General features: G+C 54.7%; 17 protein-coding genes and 1 other annotated feature. Of the genes, 6 read left to right on the top strand and 11 right to left on the bottom strand.

The genetic code is table 11. The features are described 5' to 3' along the window. Positions 1–42: 42 nt before the first annotated feature. Entirely contained in the window at positions 43–1,719 is a 1,677-nt protein-coding gene (gene ybaL, locus QNN88_RS11900; protein ID WP_414240403.1) for a YbaL family putative K(+) efflux transporter, read from the top strand. A gap of 578 nt (positions 1,720–2,297) precedes the next feature. Here ybaL and gsk read toward each other — a convergent pair. Continuing rightward, on the bottom strand, positions 2,298–3,602 hold the full coding sequence (gene gsk, locus QNN88_RS11895) for an inosine/guanosine kinase (RefSeq protein WP_414240402.1): 1,305 nt from the start codon (positions 3,600–3,602) through the stop codon (positions 2,298–2,300). 141 nt (positions 3,603–3,743) lie between these two features. Between gsk and aes the strand changes: the two genes are divergently transcribed. Beyond that, on the top strand, positions 3,744–4,706 hold the full coding sequence (gene aes, locus QNN88_RS11890) for an acetyl esterase (protein WP_414240401.1): 963 nt from the start codon (positions 3,744–3,746) through the stop codon (positions 4,704–4,706). 2 nt (positions 4,707–4,708) lie between these two features. On the opposite strand, the gene hemH is transcribed toward aes, so the two are convergent. From hemH to QNN88_RS11850, 8 genes are all read right to left on the bottom strand, one after another. Next, positions 4,709–5,671, bottom strand: coding sequence for a ferrochelatase (hemH, locus tag QNN88_RS11885; RefSeq protein ID WP_414240400.1), 963 nt, complete (start codon positions 5,669–5,671; stop codon positions 4,709–4,711). Between the two features lie 228 nt (positions 5,672–5,899). Continuing rightward, the gene (gene adk, locus QNN88_RS11880) at positions 5,900–6,544 is read right to left on the bottom strand and encodes an adenylate kinase (RefSeq protein ID WP_043001547.1); all 645 of its coding nucleotides are present in this window, start codon (positions 6,542–6,544) and stop codon (positions 5,900–5,902) included. Between the two features lie 231 nt (positions 6,545–6,775). After that, complete coding sequence (htpG, locus tag QNN88_RS11875) at positions 6,776–8,650, bottom strand: molecular chaperone HtpG (RefSeq protein WP_414240399.1); 1,875 nt, start codon at positions 8,648–8,650, stop codon at positions 6,776–6,778. 110 nt (positions 8,651–8,760) lie between these two features. Continuing rightward, on the bottom strand, positions 8,761–9,366 hold the full coding sequence (gene recR / locus QNN88_RS11870; protein WP_414240398.1) for a recombination mediator RecR: 606 nt from the start codon (positions 9,364–9,366) through the stop codon (positions 8,761–8,763). Then, positions 9,366–9,695, bottom strand: a complete 330-nt coding sequence (locus tag QNN88_RS11865) for a YbaB/EbfC family nucleoid-associated protein (RefSeq protein WP_001515903.1) — start codon at positions 9,693–9,695, stop codon at positions 9,366–9,368. The genes recR and QNN88_RS11865 overlap by 1 nt, the downstream gene beginning before the upstream one ends. A gap of 53 nt (positions 9,696–9,748) precedes the next feature. Next, positions 9,749–11,677, bottom strand: coding sequence for a DNA polymerase III subunit gamma/tau (gene dnaX, locus QNN88_RS11860; RefSeq protein ID WP_414240397.1), 1,929 nt, complete (start codon positions 11,675–11,677; stop codon positions 9,749–9,751). Beyond that, positions 10,352–10,416, bottom strand: a sequence feature (DnaX frameshifting element). (Overlaps the previous gene by 65 nt.) Positions 11,678–11,885: 208 nt before the next feature. After that, positions 11,886–12,437, bottom strand: a complete 552-nt coding sequence (gene apt, locus QNN88_RS11855) for an adenine phosphoribosyltransferase (RefSeq protein WP_414240396.1) — start codon at positions 12,435–12,437, stop codon at positions 11,886–11,888. Positions 12,438–12,601: 164 nt separating this feature from the next. Further along, positions 12,602–12,979: a DUF454 family protein gene (locus QNN88_RS11850; protein ID WP_414240395.1), complete on the bottom strand. Its 378-nt coding sequence runs from the start codon at positions 12,977–12,979 to the stop codon at positions 12,602–12,604. Positions 12,980–13,048: 69 nt separating this feature from the next. Here QNN88_RS11850 and priC point away from each other — a divergent pair, with 69 nt between their 5' ends. Next, positions 13,049–13,576 (top strand): primosomal replication protein N'', encoded by a 528-nt coding sequence (gene priC / locus QNN88_RS11845; RefSeq protein WP_414240394.1) that lies wholly within the window; start codon positions 13,049–13,051, stop codon positions 13,574–13,576. 14 nt (positions 13,577–13,590) lie between these two features. Continuing rightward, a complete protein-coding gene (gene rsmS, locus QNN88_RS11840; protein ID WP_414240393.1) occupies positions 13,591–13,752 on the top strand; it encodes a pleiotropic regulatory protein RsmS in 162 nt (53 codons plus the stop codon). A gap of 119 nt (positions 13,753–13,871) precedes the next feature. Here the strand turns inward: rsmS and mscK are convergent, their stop codons facing one another. Together mscK and acrR are read right to left on the bottom strand one after the other, a co-directional pair. Beyond that, positions 13,872–17,231, bottom strand: coding sequence for a mechanosensitive channel MscK (mscK, locus tag QNN88_RS11835; protein WP_414240392.1), 3,360 nt, complete (start codon positions 17,229–17,231; stop codon positions 13,872–13,874). 119 nt (positions 17,232–17,350) lie between these two features. Continuing rightward, on the bottom strand, positions 17,351–18,004 hold the full coding sequence (gene acrR, locus QNN88_RS11830) for a multidrug efflux transporter transcriptional repressor AcrR (RefSeq protein WP_414240391.1): 654 nt from the start codon (positions 18,002–18,004) through the stop codon (positions 17,351–17,353). Between the two features lie 141 nt (positions 18,005–18,145). On the opposite strand from acrR, the gene acrA reads away from it, so the two are divergent. Next, the gene (gene acrA / locus QNN88_RS11825) at positions 18,146–19,339 is read left to right on the top strand and encodes a multidrug efflux RND transporter periplasmic adaptor subunit AcrA (protein ID WP_414240390.1); all 1,194 of its coding nucleotides are present in this window, start codon (positions 18,146–18,148) and stop codon (positions 19,337–19,339) included. A gap of 22 nt (positions 19,340–19,361) precedes the next feature. Then, entirely contained in the window at positions 19,362–22,511 is a 3,150-nt protein-coding gene (acrB, locus tag QNN88_RS11820) for an efflux RND transporter permease AcrB (protein WP_414240389.1), read from the top strand. Positions 22,512–22,597: the final 86 nt, after the last annotated feature.

Raw genomic sequence — 22,597 nt, 5'->3', positions numbered from 1 at the left:
TATTACCTGAAATCGTGGAAATCAGCTACCAAAGGAGACGGAATGCATCACGCCACCCCGCTTATCACCACCATTGTTGGCGGCCTTGTGCTCGCTTTTATACTCGGCATGCTTGCCAACAAACTGCGTATTTCTCCTCTGGTGGGATATCTGTTAGCGGGCGTTCTGGCTGGTCCTTTTACGCCAGGCTTTGTCGCTGATACTAAACTGGCACCGGAACTCGCTGAACTTGGCGTTATTTTGCTGATGTTCGGTGTCGGTCTGCACTTTTCACTGAAGGATTTGATGGCGGTAAAGTCAATCGCCATTCCCGGCGCGATCGCCCAGATAGCCGTGGCGACGCTGTTGGGTATGGCGCTTTCCGCCGTGCTGGGTTGGTCGTTGATGACCGGCATCGTCTTTGGTTTATGTCTTTCAACCGCCAGTACCGTGGTGCTGCTGCGTGCGCTTGAGGAACGGCAGCTTGTCGACAGTCAGCGAGGGCAGATAGCCATCGGCTGGCTGATTGTTGAAGATCTGGTAATGGTCCTGACGCTGGTGCTGCTACCCGCCGTTGCCGGAATGGTGGAAAAAGGTGACGTCGGCTTCGCCTCGCTGGCGGTCGACATGGGCATGACCATCGGTAAAGTTATCGCCTTTATCGCTATCATGATGTTGGTGGGGCGCCGTCTGGTGCCGTGGATTATGGCGCGTAGCGCGGCAACCGGCTCGCGCGAGCTGTTTACTCTTTCCGTGCTGGCGCTGGCGCTGGGCATTGCTTTTGGTGCCGTTGAACTGTTTGATGTTTCCTTCGCGCTGGGCGCGTTCTTTGCCGGTATGGTGCTGAATGAATCAGAACTGAGTCACCGCGCGGCCCACGATACCCTGCCGCTGCGCGACGCGTTTGCCGTCCTGTTCTTTGTCTCCGTCGGTATGCTGTTTGATCCGCTGATTCTGATCCAACAACCGCTGGCCGTACTGGCAACGCTTGCCATCATTATCTTTGGTAAGTCGGTCGCCGCCTTTTTCCTGGTGCGTCTGTTTGGCCACTCGCCGCGTACCGCGCTGACCATCGCCGCCAGCCTGGCGCAGATTGGTGAATTCGCCTTTATTCTCGCTGGTCTGGGGATGGCGCTGAACCTGCTGCCGCAGGAAGGGCAGAATCTGGTGCTGGCAGGAGCGATCCTGTCGATAATGCTCAACCCGGTGCTGTTTGCGCTGCTGGAAAAATATCTGGCAAAAACCGAGACGCTGGAAGAGCAGACGCTGGAAGAGGCTATCGAAGAAGAGAAGCAAATTCCGGTGGATATCTGCAATCATGCGCTGCTGGTCGGCTTTGGCCGCGTCGGCAGTTTGCTTGGTGAGAAGCTGATGAAGGCGGGCATTCCACTGGTGGTGATTGAAACATCACGTACCCGGGTTGATGAGCTACGCGAGCGCGGGATCCGCGCGGTGCTGGGAAATGCCGCCAATGAAGAGATTATGACTCTGGCACATCTTGAGTGCGCACGCTGGCTAATCCTCACGATCCCGAATGGCTATGAGGCTGGCGAAATTGTCGCTTCTGCCCGTGAAAAATGCCCGAATATTGAAATTATCGCCCGTGCCCATTATGACGATGAAGTGGAATACATTACCGAACGCGGAGCGAATCAGGTCGTGATGGGCGAGCGCGAAATCGCCCGAACGATGCTGGAACTGCTGGAAACACCTCCCGCGGGTGACGTGGTTACGGGGTGATCATCGTTACCCAGCACGGTGAGTCCTGTCTGTAGGCCGGATAAGGCGTTTACGCCGCCATCCGGCATGAGGATTTTTGCCTGATGGCGCTTCGCTTATCAGGCCTACGTGATGACACCGATAACGGCAACGGTAGACCGGATAAGGCGTTTTCGCCGCCATCCGGCATGAGGATTCTTGCCTGATGGCGCTTCGCTTATCAGGCCTACGTGATGACACCGATAACGGCAACGGTAGGCCGGATAAGGCGTTTACGCCGCCATCCGGCATGAGGATTTTTGCCTGATGGCGCTTCGCTTATCAGGCCTACATAATGACACAGATAACGGCAACGGTAGGCCGGATAAGGTGTTTTCGCCGCCATCCGGTATGAGGATTTTGCCTGATGGCGCTTCGCTTATCAGGCCTACGTAATGACACAGATAACGGCAACGGTAGGCCGGATAAGGCGTTTACACCGCCATCCAGCATGAGGATTTTTGCCTGATGGCGCTTCGCTTATCAGGCCTACGTGATGACACCGATAACGGCAACGGTAGGCCGGGTAAGGCGTTTACACCGCCATCCGGCATGAGGACTTAACGATCCCAGTACGACTCTTCGAGGCTATCTTCACGCTCAGGCAACCCACGCGTCAGCCGCGGTGAGTGCTGATTCAGCACCTGATAACTCACACGGTTCGCATATTTACACACCTGAGCGAGCGATGAATAGGTCAGCCAGGTGAACTTATGCTTACTGGAATTCGGCACGTTCGAGCGATGGTAACTGTTGGCGGTAATATCGTGCAGAAGCGCCGCCAGCGCACCATCGCCTGCGCCGTTGGTGTTCATGATCTTTTCCGGGCCACCCATATACGGCGCGATATGAGAATAGACGCGTAGTGGATTGCAACAGTCTTTATGGCGCATCGCGCGGCTGAACTCATACTGGTTAAATTCAGCAATCGCACCAGGCAGCAGCGGATGCTGGGTTTTGCGTTTGGCTTCCTCTTCGGTAAAGCCCGCCATGTACAGCCCTACCGGTCCGGCGGTACAAAGCACCAGATCAACCCAGTCCAGCGCTCTGTCAGACGCCAGCAGCGGATCGTTTTCCCCGGTCAGCGCTTCAGCCTCTTCTTCATTCATCGCCAGGATTGAAACGTTCTCTTTGAGGAAATCCTGCCACCACTGTGGGTTATCGGCGATGACAAATTTGGTTCCGAGCGTCAGCACCACCGGCACATTGTGTTTTTTCGCATACTCAATAGCCTTCATGGTGGCTTCCGGCATCGGTTCGCCCGGCTTACAGCGCACCAGATACGAGGTCAGCACCAGCGCCGATGCCCCGGCGATCACCGCCTCCGGAATGCTTTCTGCGCGCAGTTGATTCATGTGCCCGGGGCTGATGGCGAAGGTACGCTCACCGGATTCGCCTATCAGAGTAAAGCAGCGGCCTATTGGCCCGTCGACGCCCTGCAGATAGTTGAGGTCGGTCCGACTGGAGGTGTTGCACAGATAGCGGTAGGCATAGCTACCAATTTCGATGTTGCTGCACATCACGCCCAGCAACACCGAACGGTCATCGGCCAGCACGGAGTAGTTGTGCATGGTGTTACCAATGGTGCCACCGGCAAACTGATGGGTGATCAGATTTTCACGCACCAGTTCCTGATACAACGCCTCCGCCACATCATCCTCAATCACCAGTGAATGCCCGGCGCTCAGTCCATAGCGTTGCACAAATGCGTCATCGACTTTCGCTTCAATATCCACGAGTGTTTGATCGATCCCCACCACCCAGGCGGCGCTGGTTTCGTTTTCAGGCTGGATTTGTTGCAACAGCGGATCGCGTGCATTGACAGGAAAATAGTGTTTGGATTTGCGTTTACCGGGAAATTTCATGGCTGTTTTTACGGGTGGCTAACGGAGCGGTGCATGGTAGCACATTCCCCTCAGGACGACAGAGTTTCAATAACGGACGAACGGATCGCAGTTTCCACGACGAAAGCTTTTACAATGGTTCGATTTCACAAGGAGCGTTTTATGAAACCAGAGAATAAACTTCCCGTACTGGCGAGTATTTCAGACGAGATGCGCGCGGTGCTGAATGTCCGGCAGGACGATTTGCCTCCCTGGCCTGCCGCGGATGACGTGCCAGCGATGCGCCAACACTACATTCTTGAGCGCCGTTTCTGGAACGCGGACGCACCGAAAATGCCAACGCGGGAATATGCCATCCCCACGGCATGGGGAGAGGTGACAACACGCCTGTATAGCCCAACGCCGGACAGCCATGCCACGCTGTTTTACCTGCACGGTGGCGGTTGTATTCTCGGAAATCTGGATACCCATGATCGCATCATGCGCCTGCTGGCAAGCTATACCCAGTGTACGGTAATCGGCGTCGACTATTCGCTCTCGCCTGAAGCGCGCTTTCCGCAAGCTCTTGAAGAAATCATTGCTGCCTGTCAGTTCTTTTATCAGCAGGCGGACGACTATCAGTTGAACATGACGCAAATTGGCTTTGCCGGCGATTCCGCTGGCGCCTTGCTGGCGCTCGCCAGCGCGCTGTGGTTGCGGGATAAGCAGATTCACTGTGGAACAGTGGCAGGTGTGCTGTTGTGGTACGGCCTGTATGGCTTGCAGGACTCGGTGAGTCGTCGACTGATGGGCGGTGAGTGGGACGGTCTCAGCCGCCAGGATTTGGAGATGTACGAAAAAATGTATTTGCGAGATGCCGACGATCGCGAGTCGCCGTACTATTGCCTGTTCAACAACGACCTGACGCGCGACGTGCCGCCCTGCTTTATCGCTGGCGCGGAGTTTGACCCGCTGATCGACGACAGCCGTCTGCTCTTCCAGACGCTTCAGGCGCACCAGCAGCCCTGCGAATACAAAATGTATCCCGGCACGCTGCACGCCTTTCTGCACTACTCACGCATGATGAAATCTGCCGATGAAGCGCTACGCGACGGCGCGGACTTCTTTACCAGGCAGTTGCGCTAATATCAGCGGTACGCTTCCGTAAGTTTTAGCATCATATCGATATGTTCCGGCGAGGCATTCAGCGCCGGAATATATTCATACTTTTTGCCGCCCGCTTCGAGGAAGATCTCTTTATTCTGCACCGCGATTTCTTCCAGCGTCTCCAGACAATCCGCCGCAAAACCCGGGCACATCACCTGAATATGCCCCATCCCTTTCTCACCCAACATTTTGAGCGTTTCATCAGTATAGGGCGTTAACCACGGCTCACGGCCAAAGCGCGACTGGAAGGTCATCATTACTTTTTCCGGCGGCAGACCGAGCGCGGAAACCAGCTCACGGGTGGTATCGCGACAGCGCTGCGGATAGTCGTCGCCTTCATCAGCAAAACGCTGGGGAATACCATGATAGGACAACAGCAGCAAATCCGGTTCGCCATGTTTCGCAAATGAGGCGCGTGCACTGTTCGCCAGCGCGTCAATATAGGCGCGGTCGTCGGCATAATCACGAATAAATGAAATGCCGGGAATACGGCGTTTGCGTTTAAGGATACGCGCCAGTTCATCCCAGACGGCAGCAACCGTTGAGCAGGAATATTGCGGGTACAGCGGCAGCACGACAATGTGATCAACGTGGTTTGCCAGCAATTCGTCTACCGCGCTTTCCAGCGACGGCGAGCCGTAACTCATACCCAACGCGACAGGCGTGTCCGGTAAGCGTGCGGCAAGCGCCTGCTGCTGCTGACGGCTATAAACCATCAGCGGCGAGCCGCCTTCCATCCAGACAGACTGATACAGTTTTGCCACACGCGGGGCGCGAAGCGGCAAAATCACGCCGCGCAGCAGCGGCCACCACAGCACTCGGGGCGTATCGACGACGCGTTTATCGCTTAAGAATTGCCGGAGATAGCGTGTTACTGCCGCCGGAGTGGGGGCATCGGGAGTGCCAAGATTTGCCAGCAGGATACCGGTTTTCGTCTGACGCATTACCGCCTCTTATCGATTCAAATTGTTGATAATTGTAGCGGAAAAGAGAGGAAGAAGAACTAATTGCTGTGAGAGGTAAGACGAGAATTTGCCTGATGCCGCTAACGATGCCCGTAGGCCGGATAAAGCGTTTACGCCGCCATCCGGCACCTATAGCCTGATGGCGCTGCGCTTATCAGGCCTACACGATAATGGCAGGCCTGATAAAAGGTTCACTACGCAAAAAACTTAACCGAGGATTTTTTCCAGCGCAGCGCGCACGTCTGCCACGGCCTGAGTCCCGTCGACTTTCGCGTATTGGGTGTTGCCCGCTGCCGCTTCCTTCTGGTAGTAACCAATCAGCGGCGCCGTCATCTGATGGTATTCCACCAGACGCTTACGCACGGTTTCTTCCTGATCGTCTTTACGGGTAGTCAACTCTTCGCCCGTCACATCGTCTTTCCCTTCCACTTTTGGCGGATTGAATTTGATGTGGTAGACACGACCAGAGGCGGCGTGTACGCGGCGACCCACGATACGGTCAACGATCAGCTCATCCGGTACGTCGAATTCAAGAACATAATCCACGACGATACCCGCTTCTTTCATGGCGTCAGCCTGCGGAATCGTGCGCGGGAAACCATCTAACAGAAAACCGTTACGGCAATCTTCCTGCGCGATACGCTCTTTCACCAGCGCGATCACCAGCTCATCCGTCACCAGTTTGCCAGCGTCCATGATGTCTTTCGCTTGTTTGCCCAGCTCGGAGCCAGATTTCACGGCGGCACGCAGCATATCACCGGTGGAGATTTGCGGAATACCATACTTCTCCATGATGAACTGAGCCTGAGTTCCTTTACCCGCGCCCGGAGCGCCAAGCAGAATGATACGCATTACGAAAATCCCCTTAAAGGTTGTCGATATTTTTAAAAAAGCGCTAAACGATACCACCATCACGCCTTTGTCTCAAGGAAGGTGCTCTGCGCTGAAACGGTTAATGACGGGAAAATTAAAAATAAGGAGAGAAATTGCCGGATGGCGGTGTAACACCTTATCCGGCCTACGATCGACGAGATGTTGTAGGCCGGATAAGCGTTAGCGCCATCCGGCATTACATTGTGACTATCAGGAAACCAACAGCTGGTTCATACGACGGATAAACTGGTTCGGATCTTCCAGCGTGCCGCGCTCAGCAAACAGCGCCTGATCCAGCAGCAGTTCAACCCACTCGCTGAACTTCGCGTCGTCTTCCGTCTCCGCCGTGCGTTTCACCAGCACGTGATCCGGATTGAGTTCAAAGATGTATTTCACGTCCGGCACAGCCTGGCCCGCCGCGGCAAACAGTTTCGCCATCTGGGTGCTCATTTCGTCCGCATCGGTAGTGACAATCGCCGGCGTATCGGTCAGACGATGCGTCAGACGCACCTCTTTTACCCGATCGCCCAGCAGATTTTTCACGCGCTCAACGAACGGCGTCAGCGCTTTTTCCGCTTCTTTTGCGCTTTCATCAACGTCATCCGCCAGCTTGTCGATGGATTCGTCTGCTTTGGCAACGGACTGGAACGGCTTGCCGTCGAACTCGGTCAGATAGTTCATCATCCACTCGTCGATACGATCGGAAAGCAGCAGCACTTCGATGCCTTTCTTACGCAGCAGTTCCAGGTGCGGGCTGCTCTTCGCCGCCGCATAGCTGTCAGCGGTAATGTAGTAAATCTTCTCCTGCCCTTCTTTCATGCGGGAGACGTACTCTTCCAGAGAGACGGTCTGTGCAGAAGAATCGGTATGCGTCGATGCGAAACGCATCAGTTTAGCGATGGTTTCCTGGTTAGCGTGATCTTCCGCCGGCCCTTCTTTCAGCACCAGGCCAAACTGTTTCCAGAAGGTCTGGTATTTTTCTGCGTCGTCCTTCGCCAGTTTTTCCAGCATCTGCAGAACACGCTTAGTCAGCGCGCTACGCAGGTTACGGGTGACGGTGCTGTCCTGCAGGATCTCACGAGAGACGTTCAGCGGCAGATCGTTGGAGTCAATAAGTCCTCGCACGAAGCGCAGATAGTTCGGCATGAACTGCTCGGCGTCGTCCATGATAAAGACGCGCTGAACGTACAGCTTCAGGCCATGTTTGTGATCGCGGTTCCACATGTCCCACGGCGCCTGAGACGGGATGTACAGCAGACTGGTGTACTCCTGCTTCCCTTCCACACGGTTGTGGCTCCAGGTCAGCGGATCGGTAAAATCGTGCGCGATATGCTTGTAGAATTCCTTGTATTCGTCGTCTGAAATTTCCGACTTATTGCGCGTCCACAGCGCCTGCGCCTTGTTGATTTTCTCCCAGGAAACCACGGTTTCGCCGTCTTTCTCTTCCTGCTTTTCAATCTCAACCGGCAGTGCGATATGGTCGGAATATTTGCTGATGATGGAACGTACGCGCCAGTCATCAAGGAACTCGTCTTCCCCTTCACGCAGATGCAGGGTGATTTCGGTGCCACGATCGTCTTTGGTGATATCAGCGACGGTGTACTCACCTTCGCCCGCTGATTCCCAGAACACGCCGTTCTCCGGCTTGTCGCCTGCCGCACGGGTGCGAACGGTCACTTTATCCGCAACGATAAACGCCGAATAGAAGCCTACGCCAAACTGACCAATCAACTGGCTGTCTTTCGCCTGATCGGAGCCCATGGATTCGAGGAAGGATTTGGTGCCGGATTTCGCGATGGTTCCCAGATGATCGATCACGTCATCACGGTTCATCCCCACGCCGTTATCGGCGATGGTCAACGTACGCTTATCTTTATCGAAGGAGACCCGCACACGCAGTTCACCGTCGCCTTCATAGAGGTCCGGGTTCGACAGCGCGCGAAAACGCAGCTTGTCCGCCGCATCGGAGGCGTTAGAGATAAGCTCACGCAGGAAAATTTCTTTATTGGAATACAGAGAATGGATCATCAGGTGCAGAAGCTGTTTTACCTCTGACTGAAACCCACGAGTTTCTTGTCCTTTCATGTAGATCTACCTCAACAATGCCATTTTGAATGGTAAAAACACGTTGAGGGTGAAATGGGGACAACCGTGGGGGATTTCAAGCGGAGGCCGCGAGCGCAGCCTCCGTTTGTTCAGAATTTAATCTTGTGACGTCCTGCCAGAGAATGCGACAGCGTGGTGCCGTCCACCATCTCCAGTTCACCGCCGACCGGCACGCCGTGGGCGATACGGCTGGCGTCAACGCCATACTGCGCGCAGAGTTCAGCGATGTAGTTCGCGGTAGCTTCCCCTTCAACCGTCGGGTTGGTCGCGAGGATCACTTCACTGAGTTGCTCACAGGAGAGTCGCTGCTCAAGGCGGTCGAGGCCGATATCATCCGGCCCGATTCCATCGAGCGGCGACAAATGCCCCATCAGCACAAAGTAGCGCCCGGAAAACTGCCCGGTCTGTTCAATCGCATAGATATCCGCGGGACTCTCGACCACGCAAATCTGGCCGTTTTCCTGACGACGCGGATTCGTACAGATATTGCAAACCTCCTGCTCGGTGAAGGTGCGGCAATCGGCGCAATGGCCGATTTCCGACATCGCCCGGGTGAGCGCTTGCGCCAGGCGCATCCCGCCGCTGCGATCGCGCTGTAGCAGCGTAAACGCCATGCGCTGCGCCGACTTCGGGCCAACGCCCGGCAGGCAGCGCAGTGCTTCCATAAGCTGAGTTAACAGCGGGCTGGTTTGCATCAGAACGGCATCTTAAAGCCTGGCGGCAGTTGCATACCGGAGGAGACAGAGGCCATTTTTTCTTTCTGGGTCTCTTCAATGCGACGGGCAGCATCGTTAAACGCAGCAGCGACCAGATCTTCCAGCATCTCTTTATCATCTTCGAGCAGGCTTGGGTCGATCTCCACACGACGGCAGTTATGCGCACCGTTGATGGTCACTTTCACCAGACCCGCGCCGGATTCACCGGTCACTTCCAGCTTCGCGATTTCTTCCTGCATCTGCTGCATTTTTTCTTGCATCTGCTGGGCCTGCTTCATCAGGTTACCCAGACCGCCTTTACCAAACATAGGCTTCTCTCTCAATCACGTTAAGGGATGACAACCATAAGCGTCGCTTACGATCAAATGGGACGAATACTCTCTTCATCCAGATCCGCATCAAAAAAGCGACGCAGGGTCTGGATGTTGTTATCCGCAACTATCGACTCACGCGCCTGCGCAAGTTTCTCTTCATAAATCGCCTGACGCCACTCCAGCGGCGTTCGCACCGCCGGATTATCATCTTCTACGATGGTCAGTTCAACCGTTGATCCCGCAAGCTGACTCAGTGCTTCCGCCAGCTTTTGCTGTGCGCCGCTGGAATTCAGGTGACGCTGGCTGGAACGCAAATGCAGACAGACCGCATTGCCGTTCTCTTCTTTCCAGGCGTTGAGCGCGACCTGTTCAACCAGTTTTGGCAGCGAGAGCTGGCTGACCTGCGCCGCCCACGGATCGCGTTCAATCGCCTCTGCGGCAAGCTTTGCGGCCAGTTCCGGCGTTTTCTCATGCTCCAGCGCTTTCTTCAGCGCCTTCGGCGTCGCCACCACCTCTTTCACTTCAGCAACCGGCGTGGTCGCCTTCCAGCGATAGGCTTCTTTCTTCGCCGGAGCCTGTTCGAGCGCAGACGGCGCAGGACGAGCCTGCACGCGTTCTGATACCGAAGCCAGTCTTTCCAGCGCAGCGTTATTCACCGGCCGCGCGCGGGGTGCGGCTGCCGGTTCACTCTTTTTTGCTTTGGTTGCTCCCTGCGCGCGTTGTAGTTGGCTGCGCGCCGCCAGCACCTGACTGGTGGATTCCGGCAATGGCACGGCGGAAACCTGATGCGCAGGCGCAGACTGTTGCGGCACCTGCGTCGGCGTCATTACCGCGGTGGGTGCGACAGGAGCAAAAGATTGTCGCGAAACCTCGGGTTCCGGTAGCGGCATGCGTGGATGAAACGCCAGCGCCCGCAGTAAGGTCATTTCAACGCCCATCCGTCTGTCGGGCGCATACGGCAGTTCTTTACGGCCTATCAACAGCGTCTGGTAATAAAGCTGAACATCCGTTGGCGGCACGGTGCGCGCCAGCTCACGCATGCGCACTTCGATCGTCGCCATGTCGCTGCCCAGCGCGGCGGGAGAAAGCTGAACCAGCGCGATACGGTGCAGCAGACCAAGCATTTCAACCAGTAACGCTTCCCATTCGATGCCCCGCGCTGCGGCTTCGTTGACCAGCGACATCACCCGTTCACCGTCAGCGGCAATCACCGCTTCAACCAGCGACAGCGCCTGATCGTCATCCAGCGTGCCGAGCATCGCACTCACCGCCTGAGTGGAAACCTGGCCGTCACCGCTGGCAATCGCCTGGTCGGTCAGACTCAACGCATCACGCAGGCTGCCGTCGGCCGCACGGGAAAGCAGTTGCAGCGCACGCGGCTCGTGAGCAATGTGTTCTTCGTCAAGAATGTGTTCGAGCTGATGGCGGATCTGGTCGACATCCAGCGCCTTAAGATGGAACTGCAGGCAGCGGGACAAAATGGTCACCGGCAGTTTCTGCGGATCGGTCGTCGCCAGCAGGAATTTGACGTGCGAAGGCGGCTCCTCAAGCGTTTTGAGCAGCGCGTTAAAACTGTGACGAGAGAGCATATGCACTTCGTCGATCAGATAAACTTTGAATCGACCGCGAGCCGGGGCGTACTGGACGTTATCCAACAGATCCCGGGTATCTTCAACTTTGGTGCGCGACGCGGCATCGATCTCAATCAGATCGACAAACCGCCCCTGCTCGATTTCGCGGCAGTTATCACACACGCCACACGGCGTGGCGGTAATGCCAGTTTCGCAATTCAGCCCCTTTGCCAGCAGACGGGCAATAGATGTTTTACCGACACCGCGGGTACCGGAAAAAAGATAAGCATGGTGAATACGCCCTAACGACAAGCCGTTCGCCAGTGCGGTCAGCACATGTTCCTGGCCGACGACGTCAGCAAAGGTTTGTGGGCGCCATTTTCGGGCTAAAACCTGATAACTCATTGGCTGGCTCTGAAACGCTGGAAGGTGGATTCATAGGGGGGAATGCTAACACAACCTCGCACATTCAGCGAGGTTGAGAGGTGATATTCAGGCGTCATCGTTGCAGCCAGTTTGGTGACGGACAGCGCGCAAAAACCGGAGCGTACTGACAGTACGTGAGGATTTAGAGCACTGACCGGGGCCAAAATGGCAAATAAGATAGCCTGAATCAGTGCCCCGGAAAAGGAACCAGGCTATAACAGTTAATGCCCTGCTTTTCCAGGCGCTGTTCGCCGCCGATATCAAACAGATTAATGATGAACGCCGCATCGGTCACTTCGCCGCCCAGACGACGGATCAGTTTCACGGTCGCTTCAATCGTGCCGCCGGTCGCCAGCAGATCGTCAACCACCAGCACCTTATCACCGGCGTGGATCGCATCAACGTGGATTTCCAGCTGATCGGTGCCGTATTCCAGTTCGTAGCTTTCAGCGATCGTTTCACGCGGCAGCTTGCCGGGTTTACGCACCGGCACAAAGCCAACGCCCAGACCCAGCGCGACTGGCGCGCCAAAAAGAAAGCCGCGCGCTTCGGTACCGACAACTTTGGTGATGCCTGCATTTTTGTAACGCTCAACCAGCAATTCGATGCTGAGCGCGTAAGCTTTCGGATCTTCCAGTAAGCTGGTGACATCACGGAAAAGAATGCCCGGTTTCGGGTAATCCTGAATGCTTTTAATGCTGTTTTTGAGAAACTCAAGCTGCTGTGCAGTTGCGGTCATAAGTTTGTGCCTGATTAATACGGTGTTACTTCACGGCGCACTATACACTTCATCCTTCAAACGGCCTCTTTATTGGCTGCATTAATTTGACCCAGTGCGCCTGTGCTCGAAAACGGTCGAATTTACTGGCTACTGCCCGCAATTGCAACCGCGATTATTATGCTTCAGTGCTTTTGTTGTTTTTCGTCAATCACAGGTATTCGCCACATAAATATCAGCAAACACGTCAGGATCACCAGAAGCAGGATCCGTACCCACCACATCGGCGTCAACCACAGCGATACGGCGAAGGTGATGAGGATCATCACGATCGCGCGGGGCTTAACGCCCGGCGGCATGGCCTTATATTTCTGCCAGAAGCGCAAATAGCTGCCAAACCACGAGCGGTAGAGTAACCAGTCATGGAAACGCGGCGATGAGCGGGCAAAGCACCAGGCAGCCAGCAGGATAAACGGTGTCGTCGGCAGTACAGGCAGCACGACGCCCAGAGTCCCTAATACAACCGCCAGCCAACCCGTGATGATTAAAAGGATTCGTTGCATAATAAAGGCATGTCGCAAACCAGAACGCTACTTTAGCATAACAGTTATCATTTTCATCGGAGTGTTACAGTGAAAACCGCCATGCTGCTGCAAAAGCTGGAAGATCAGCTCGCCCTCCTGCGCCAACGTAGTGCGCCGGTGGCGCAGCATGCTACGCTCAGCGCCCGCTTCGATCGCCATCTTTTTCAGACCCGCAGCACGCTGTTGCAGGCTTGCCTGGATGAAGCCGGAACGAACCTTCGCGCACTACGCCAGGCGGTGGAAAAACAACAACTCCCTCAGGTTGCCTGGCTGGCGGAACATCTGGCGTCGCAACTGGAAGCTATCGCGCGTGAAATCGCCAGTGGATCGCTCAGAGAATGGGACAGCGCCTCGCCGGGTCTGGCGAAATGGCAGCGTAAACGCATTCAGCATCAGGAGTTTGAGCGACGTCTGCAGGAAATGACCGCGCAGCGCAAGGCGCGACTGGCTCAGGTCACCCGTCTGGACGAACAACAAAGCCTGCAACGTGAAGTGGAAATCTATGAAGGTCGTCTGGCGCGCTGTCGTAAGGCGCTGGACAAAATTGAACGCGTTCTGGCGCATTTAACCCGCTAGTTCCTGGAGAATATATGTCACTTGAGAACGCCCCGGATGAGGTCAAACTGGCCGTCGATTTGATTGTGTTGCTGGAAGAAAACAATGTCGCCCCGGATACCGTTTTGAAAGCGCTGGAAATGGTGAAACGGGACTATGAAAAAAAAGTGGCTCAGACTGCTGACACACCGGATTGAGTTTTGCCTGATGGCGCTGCGCTTATCAGGCCTACATTATCTGAGCAGGTATTGGAAAATACCCTGCGTTGTAGGCCGGATAAGACGCAAGCAGCGCCATCAGGCAGGCAAGTGTTTGTTTACACCGCTGGCGTCGGGTCGTCGCCTTTGATCTCACGTTTCACTTCTGTCACCTCATCCCCCTTCTCGTTGCGCAGATGCACTTCAAGCTGGTTAAAGGCGATATCAATGTTGTTTTCACGACACAGGCGATCGATTGACCGGTTCAGTTCATCCACCGTGTGGCTACGATCGCGCAGTTCACGCACGTACAGACGCAGTTCGTGATCAAGAGTACTGGCACCGAAGGTGGTGAAGAAGACCGCCGGTTCAGGATCGTGCATCACTTTTGGATGTTCCGTCGCGGCCTGGAGCAGGACTTTTTTCACTTTATCCAGATCCGATCCGTACGCCACGCCAATACGAATCACCAGACGGGTGGTGGTATCGGACAGCGACCAGTTGATCAGGCGCTCGGTCACAAACGCCTTGTTCGGGATGATCACCTCTTTGCGATCGAAATCAGTAATGGTGGTCGCACGGATACGGATCTTGCTGACGGTACCGGAAAAAGTACCGATCGTCACCGTATCGCCAATCCGCACCGGACGTTCGAATAAAATGATCAAACCTGAGACAAAGTTACCGAAGATCTCCTGCAAACCGAAACCGAGACCGACCGATAACGCCGCCGCCAGCCATTGCAGTTTATCCCACGACACGCCGAGCGAGCCGAAAACCGTCATCGCCCCAACGGCAATGATGATGTAGTTCAGGATCGTGGTGATAGCGTACGACGCGCCCTGGCGCATTTTGAGGCGCGACAACACCAGCACTTCCAGCAGACCCGGTAAGTTGCGGATCAGCGCCCATGCCACCATCGACGCGATAATGGCAAACAGCAGACTGCCCATCGTCACGCTTTTCACTACCGCCGCGCCCGCTTCGGTACCGTTGTAGTGCCAGAGCGTAATGCTGTCGAGATAACTGAACACGGTGATCAGATCGGACCAAATCGCCCAGAACATCACGGCAAACAGTGAAACCATCAGCAGCATGGTGATACGCAGCGTTTGCTGGTTTACCTGCTCCAGCGCGATGGTCGGTTCCTCCTGCGGTTCCGCCCCTTCGGCCCCCTCTTTCACCAGATTCTGCCGGCGCGCCAGCGCACGACGCCAGGCGATTCGCCGCGCCGCGACGCTTAAACCGCGCAGCACCGTCTGGTAGAGCAGGTTCCAGATGATGACCAGATAAACGGTCTCAATCCAGCGGCCCGAAAGGCGCAGCGTGGTGTAGAAGTAGCCGGTCGCCGTCAGCACCATCAGCGCAATCGGGATGATTGACAGGATGGTGATCGTCACCAGGCGCAGGCCATGCGACTCTTTATCACGCCAGCTCTCGCGGCACATCGGCCAGACCAGAAAAGCGATCAGCAACAGGTTGAGGAAAATCATCGCCTGCCCCAGCACATCGTCCATCAGATGCAAAGGAGAAAGCTCGGCCACGACCGACCAGAAGTGCAACGGCAGTAACGCCAGGCTGATGCGCACAATCTGGCGACGCCAGTGGCTGGTCAGTTGCGCAGGCATACCGAAATGGCGAATCGCCACCCCGTCTTTTTCGAGGACTTTCCAGCACAACCCGAAAACCAGCCAGAAGATTGCCAGCTTTTTACTGAATGCCCACAACAGGTCACTGATGTTCAGTTGCATGGTCAGCAAAATCAGGCCGACCGCCAAAATCAGAAGGCACACCGGCAAGGCGCGGATCAGATCGATCAGAATCGCTTTCGGCGTGTTTAACTGACTGTCATTGCGCAGCGATCCCACCGCGGCGGCGAGCTTTTGTTGATACGCTTTAAGCCATTTCAGACGCCAGCGAATCAGTCCGGCGATCAGCAGCAGCGGCAGCCCGGCCAGGAAAGCGATAAACACCGCCGGCCACGCCTTTTCCCAGTTCACCGTGATTTTCATCGCCTTGAACTGATCTCTCAGCGACTGCGGGAAGGCTTTTATCCAGTCCCAGTCCATAGGACGGTTACTGTTCACCCAGAAGATTTGTTGGGTCAGGATCTCTTTCAGGCTTTTCGAGACGCTCATTAACTGCTGCTGATTAATTTGCAGGTTAATGGCCATCATGAGCTGATTACCCAACTGCTTATTAAGCTGGTCCAGCAGTTCACGGCGCATATCGACAACCTGTAACAGAGCGTCATGCACTTCGTCATTCACTTCGTTGCTGTGGCCTTCTTCCAGTTTGGCCACGAACGCATCGTTCTGGAATAACGCGTCACGCTGCTGGTTGATTTCGAACTGTTCCAGACGCAGGTCGGCAATGCGGTTGGTCATGTCCGAGAGTTCATCCGCCGACGGCAGCGTTTGCTGCTGCTGATAGAGAATACGCGACAGCAGCAGGCTGCCTTTCAGCACTGCGATTTGTTCTTTGATATTGCGTTCGGATTGCAGCGCACGGTCCAGCCAGTTTTTGACTTTGATGTTTTGCTGCATCAGCGAGTTGCCATTTTCCGTCGCGGTGATTAGGCGCTGGCTGAGCTGGTGGTTAATTTCCAGTTCTTGCTTCACCAGTGGATTGGCCTGGATCCGCGCGGTTTCATCCGGGGAAATGGCCTCCTGCGCCGTTTTTTCCGTTAAGGTCAGACGCTTGCTGTTGACCGCTTCCTGCAACAACTGCATCTGATGTTCAAGCCGGTTGCTGTTTGCAGTGACATAGTCACGCTGCTTTTGCAGAGTGTCCTGCAACACCGTATTGCCTTCCAGACTTTTACGTTGTTGATCGATCTGGGCATTGAGTAACGCCTGCTGCGTCTGTAAAAGCACCTGCTGCGTCGGTCGCAATGCTGCATCGCCCACATTGGTGCCATCCAGTCGGTTACGGATCTGCTGAAGTTGCTGAGACGCGGTGTACATCGCATTCTGTACGCGTTCGGGCTGCGTTTGCAGGGAGACCAACTGGCTGTTATAGGTGGCGAGATCGTTTTGCGCGTTCTGCAAATCATCCAGTACCTGCGCCACGCGAAGTTCTAACTGGCGTAATGAAAGTGTACTGAGCGTTTTACGCGTTTCATCATCATTATCCACATCGCTGAGCGCACTCAGCGCCTCTGTCGCCTGACGCATTTTTTCCGGTGCCTGCGCCACGCGCTGACGAAGCTGGGTCGTCTCGTCTTTTACCCGATCGATTTTCTCAAGTGTTGCAATGGTCTCGACGAGATCCTGCTGAATTAATTTATCCTGCGCGGAGAGGTCTTTTTGCTTATTGAGCGTATCCAGTTGGCTTTGCACATCCGCTTTCGACGGCAGATCGCTGTTTGACGACGCGCGGGCAACCGCCAACGACTGGCACGACAGCATTAAGATAAATACAGCCACCGTGATGAATACAAGGTGCTGTGCACGTTTATAGAGCGGCAACATAATCATGTGAATGAAGGTTTCTGAACCGAGAAGACGACCGAAAATAGTCAGCGTGAAAGAATATCACGGCTCTGGCAGACAGAATAGCGACAACGAAACCGTCCAGGATAATTCCTGGAGTGGCGTCAGGACACGGTGTCAGGCCCCGCCGACTGTAGCGTGGGACAAAATGTTAACATTTCCAGCAAAACGGCGACGTAATCCCGCGCTTCTTTTTTGAGATCAAAAGATTGGGGGGCAAAGAGCCAGTTTTCCATCATGCCCGAAATCGTGGCGCGCATCATCACCGCCGCCCGACGCGTAAGCAGAGTTGCCGGTAGCATTTTTGAATGAATACAATGGGATAAAGTTTGTTCAATGCGATCATAGCTTTCAAGACAGATGTTTCTTTGCGCCTGTTGAACTATAGTCATTTCTCCCACAAATTCACATTTATGGAATATAATCTCCATCAATAAACGTCGCCGTTCTTCCGTCACGGTAGATTCCAGGAGATGAACGAGTATTTCTCTTAACACTGATAGTGGATCGTCGGGGAATTTTGCCTGATACTCAGTCTCAAGCTCACCAATACTGGATTCTGATAGTTCCCAGATTTCACTAAATAAATCCGACTTGTTTTTGAAATGCCAGTAGATTGCGCCGCGAGTGACGCCAGCGGCTTTTGCAATCTCCGCAAGCGAGGTGGAAGATACCCCTTGTTGCGAGAACAATCGTAGCGCCACATCCAGGATGTGTTGTCGTGTTTCCTGCGCTTGTTGTTTGGTTTTTCGTGCCATATGTCGGTGAATTTACAGGCGTTAGATTTACATACATTTATGAATGTATGTACCATAGCACGACGATAATATAAACGCAGCAATGGGTTTGTGGACTTTTGACCATTGATCAATTTGAAATCGGACACTCGAGGTTTACATATGAACAAAAACAGAGGGTTTACGCCTCTGGCGGTCGTTCTGATGCTCTCAGGCAGCTTAGCGCTTACAGGATGTGACGACAAACAGGCCCAGCAAGGGGGCCAGCAGATGCCAGAAGTTGGGGTTGTGACGCTCAAAACTGAACCTCTACAGATCACAACTGAACTGCCGGGTCGCACCAGTGCTTTCCGTATTGCGGAAGTTCGTCCTCAGGTAAGCGGGATTATCCTGAAGCGTAATTTCGAGGAAGGTAGTGATATCGAAGCAGGAGTGTCTCTCTATCAGATTGATCCTGCGACGTATCAAGCCACGTATGAGAGCGCGAAAGGCGATCTGGCGAAAGCCCAGGCTGCTGCCAGCATCGCTCAGGTAACGGTTAACCGTTATAAAAAGCTGCTGGGGACGCAGTACATTAGTCAACAAGATTACGATCAGGCGCTGGCCGATGCGCAACAGGCAAATGCTGCCGTCGTTGCCGCGAAAGCCGCCGTTGAAACAGCGCGTATTAACCTGGCCTACACCAAAGTGACTTCTCCGATTAGCGGCCGTATTGGTAAATCAGCCGTGACGGAAGGCGCACTGGTGCAAAACGGTCAGGCGACCGCACTGGCAACCGTACAGCAACTCGACCCTATCTATGTTGACGTCACGCAGTCGAGCAACGACTTCCTGCGCCTGAAACAAGAACTGGCTAACGGAACGCTGAAACAGGAAAACGGCAAGGCGAAAGTCGAGCTGGTGACCAGTGACGGTATTAAATTCCCGCAGACGGGTACGCTGGAGTTTTCAGACGTGACCGTCGATCAGACCACCGGTTCTATCACCATCCGCGCCGTCTTCCCTAACCCGGATCACACCTTACTGCCGGGGATGTTCGTTCGCGCGCGTCTGGAAGAAGGGACCAACCCGACTGCGTTACTGGTACCACAACAAGGCGTGACCCGTACGCCGCGCGGCGATGCGACCGTACTGGTTGTGGGAGCCGATGACAAAGTGGAAAACCGTCAAATCGTGGCCAGTCAGGCGATTGGCGATAAATGGCTGGTGACAAGTGGTCTGAAAGCAGGCGAACGCGTCATTATCAGCGGGCTGCAGAAAGTGCGTCCTGGTGCGCAGGTGAAAGCACAAGAGATTACCGCGGATAACAAACAGCAAGCCGCCAGCGGTAGCCAGCCTGAGCAGTCTAAGTCTTAACTTAAACAGGAGCCGTTAAGACATGCCTAATTTCTTTATCGATCGCCCAATATTCGCGTGGGTGATCGCCATCATCATCATGTTGGCAGGGGGGCTTGCGATCCTCAAACTGCCGGTCGCGCAATATCCGACAATTGCGCCGCCCGCAGTGACGATCTCCGCAACCTACCCTGGCGCTGATGCTAAAACCGTGCAGGATACGGTCACGCAGGTTATCGAACAGAATATGAACGGTATCGATAACCTGATGTACATGTCCTCAAACAGTGACTCCACGGGTACTGTGCAAATCACCCTGACGTTTGAATCCGGTACGGATGCAGATATCGCGCAGGTTCAGGTGCAGAACAAACTGCAGCTGGCGATGCCGCTGCTGCCGCAGGAAGTACAACAACAGGGTGTGAGCGTTGAGAAGTCGTCCAGTAGCTTCCTGATGGTTGTCGGGGTTATCAATACCGACGGCACCATGACGCAGGAAGATATTTCGGATTACGTCGCCGCCAACATGAAAGACACCATCAGCCGTACTTCCGGCGTGGGTGACGTTCAGCTGTTTGGTTCACAGTATGCGATGCGTATCTGGATGGATCCGACCGAACTCAACAAGTATCAGTTGACCCCGGTCGACGTCATTGCCGCAATTAAAGCGCAGAACGCCCAGGTGGCAGCCGGTCAATTAGGCGGTACGCCGCCGGTGAAAGGCCAGCAGCTTAACGCGTCGATTATTGCCCAGACACGTCTGACCTCAACCGATGAGTTCGGCAAAATTCTGCTGAAAGTGAACCAGGACGGTTCTCAGGTTCGCCTGCGTGACGTCGCGAAAATTGAGCTGGGCGGTGAGAACTACGACATCATCGCCAAGTTTAACGGTAAACCGGCCTCCGGTCTGGGTATCAAACTGGCGACCGGTGCGAACGCGCTGGATACCGCCGCGGCGATCCGTGCTGAACTGGTGAAGATGGAACCGTTCTTCCCATCGGGCCTGAAAATCGTTTACCCGTATGACACCACCCCGTTCGTGAAAATCTCTATTCACGAAGTGGTGAAAACGCTGGTGGAAGCGATCATTCTCGTGTTCCTCGTGATGTATCTGTTCCTGCAGAACTTCCGCGCGACGCTGATCCCGACCATTGCCGTACCGGTCGTTCTGTTGGGCACCTTTGCGGTACTTGCCGCATTCGGCTTCTCGATAAATACCCTGACAATGTTCGGGATGGTACTCGCCATCGGCCTGTTGGTGGATGATGCCATCGTGGTGGTCGAGAACGTCGAACGTGTTATGTCAGAAGAGGGGCTACCGCCGAAGGAAGCCACGCGTAAATCCATGGGCCAGATTCAGGGCGCGCTGGTGGGTATCGCGATGGTGCTGTCTGCGGTATTTATCCCGATGGCCTTCTTCGGTGGGTCAACCGGTGCGATTTATCGTCAGTTCTCTATCACCATTGTGTCCGCAATGGCGCTGTCGGTACTCGTTGCGTTGATCCTGACGCCGGCGCTGTGCGCCACCATGCTTAAACCAGTTGCCAAAGGCGATCACGGTGAAGGCAAGAAAGGCTTCTTCGGCTGGTTTAACCGCATGTTCGATAAGAGCACGCACCATTACACCGATAGCGTAGGCAATATTCTGCGCAGCACCGGTCGTTATCTGCTGCTGTATCTGATCATCGTCGTCGGCATGGCGTTCCTGTTCGTCCGTCTGCCAAGCTCCTTCCTGCCGGACGAAGACCAGGGCGTATTCCTCAGCATGGCCCAGTTGCCTGCGGGCGCGACCCAGGAACGTACGCAGAAAGTGCTTGATGAGATGACCGACTACTTCCTTACCAAAGAGAAGAACAACGTTGAATCGGTGTTTGCGGTTAACGGCTTCGGCTTTGCAGGTCGCGGTCAGAACACTGGTATTGCGTTCGTCTCATTGAAAGACTGGGCTGACCGTCCGGGCGAAGAGAACAAGGTTGAAGCCATTACCCAACGCGCTTCTGCCGCCTTCTCACAAATTAAAGACGCCATGGTCTTCGCGTTTAACCTGCCCGCAATTGTGGAGCTGGGTACGGCGACCGGTTTTGACTTCCAGTTGATTGACCAGGCGGGACTCGGTCACGAAAAACTGACGCAGGCACGTAACCAGTTGTTTGGCGAAGTGGCGAAACATCCGGATCTGCTGGTCGGCGTTCGTCCGAACGGTCTGGAAGATACGCCGCAGTTCAAGATTGATATCGACCAGGAAAAAGCACAGGCGCTGGGTGTTTCCATTAGCGATATTAATACCACGCTGGGTGCTGCATGGGGCGGAAGCTACGTAAACGACTTTATCGACCGCGGTCGTGTGAAGAAAGTTTACGTCATGTCCGAAGCTAAATACCGTATGTTGCCGGAAGATATCGGGAACTGGTATGTCCGTGGTAGCGATGGTCAGATGGTGCCGTTCTCCGCGTTCTCATCTTCACGCTGGGAATACGGTTCACCGCGTCTGGAACGCTATAACGGCTTGCCGTCCATGGAGATCTTAGGTCAGGCAGCACCGGGTAAAAGTACCGGTGAAGCGATGGCGATGATGGAGCAGTTGGCCAGTAAGCTGCCATCCGGTATCGGCTATGACTGGACGGGAATGTCCTATCAGGAACGTCTGTCCGGTAACCAGGCCCCTGCCCTGTATGCCATCTCACTGATTGTCGTCTTCCTGTGTCTGGCAGCATTGTATGAGAGCTGGTCGATTCCGTTCTCCGTGATGCTGGTGGTTCCACTGGGGGTTATTGGTGCGCTGTTGGCGGCAACTTTCCGCGGTCTGACCAACGACGTTTACTTCCAGGTAGGCCTGCTCACAACCATTGGGTTGTCGGCGAAGAACGCGATATTGATCGTCGAATTCGCCAAAGATCTGATGGATAAAGAGGGCAAAGGCCTGATTGAAGCGACGCTGGAAGCAGTTCGTATGCGTTTACGTCCGATCCTGATGACCTCTCTGGCGTTCATTCTGGGCGTTATGCCACTGGTTATCAGCTCTGGTGCCGGTTCCGGCGCGCAGAACGCCGTAGGTACTGGCGTAATGGGCGGGATGGTCACCGCAACGGTTCTGGCTATCTTCTTCGTTCCGGTCTTCTTTGTGGTGGTACGCCGCCGCTTCAGCCGGAGAAGTGAGGATATTGAGCACAACCACTCTGTAGAGAGTCGCTGATTCTCGTCAGATAAAAGGCCGCGCAAGCGGCCTTTTTTTCACCTGAGATCAGTAAAAGGGCTTATTGATACTTTTTTGACTTTTGG

It is taken from the genome of Citrobacter sp. ANG330 (genome assembly GCF_047467925.1).
In the GTDB taxonomy this organism is placed as follows: domain Bacteria; phylum Pseudomonadota; class Gammaproteobacteria; order Enterobacterales; family Enterobacteriaceae; genus Citrobacter_A; species Citrobacter_A amalonaticus_G.
Note: the sequence above shows the minus strand (reverse complement) of the source record. Positions and strands in the feature narration are given on the sequence as shown.